Annotated in this window: 1 protein-coding gene; it reads right to left on the reverse strand. The window is 63.4% G+C overall.

Annotation, left to right across the window (positions count from 1 at the left end; genetic code table 11):
• Positions 1 to 563, reverse strand: a 563-nt coding sequence (locus tag NW835_RS05065) for a hypothetical protein (RefSeq protein WP_414414686.1), incomplete at both ends; no start/stop codon positions are given.

Here is a 563-nt window from a genome sequence, read left to right on the forward strand (position 1 = left end):
GGACGGTCACCTCTGGTGCTTTGGCTTTGGGCAGCGGTTGAGTCAGGTGGCTGAGCTGAGCTTGCGCCTGCAGTTGTTCCTCAATCCAGTCGGCCAGCTCCCGCATGTAGAGGGCCACATGGAGGGCGTGATCCTGCCGCAGCGGCTCCACTCCTTTTGCGGCTAGGCGGGCCCGGATGACGGGATCGCTCAGCTCTTCCAGGGCGGCAAAGTCCTCTGGCTGGTCAAACCCCAGCTCTGCCATTTTTTCGAACACATATCCCAGCCGCAGGCCCGTGGTCTCACACTGGGCTTCCCAGGGATCCCTCAGGACAAGGGCAGCAGTGCGGTAGGCCGTTTGGGCAATGGAGCGCCAGGTGCCGCGGTGGATGCGCAGGCTAAGCTGCTGCTGATTCCAGCCCAGGGCTTCCTGCACCAGCAGGCCGCAATTGCAGCGGGTACTATCCCGCCAGCAGTACTCGCGATCCCAAAAGCCCCAGTGCTGGGCCTGTAGGCGATCAGCAGTGCGGCGCAAAAGTGCCGCCAGCTCCGGTGTAGGACGCATCATCAAGGCGGCAGAGGAG

The sequence above is a fragment of the Synechococcus sp. OH2 genome (assembly GCF_047462155.1).
Lineage (GTDB): Bacteria > Cyanobacteriota > Cyanobacteriia > Thermostichales > Thermostichaceae > Thermostichus.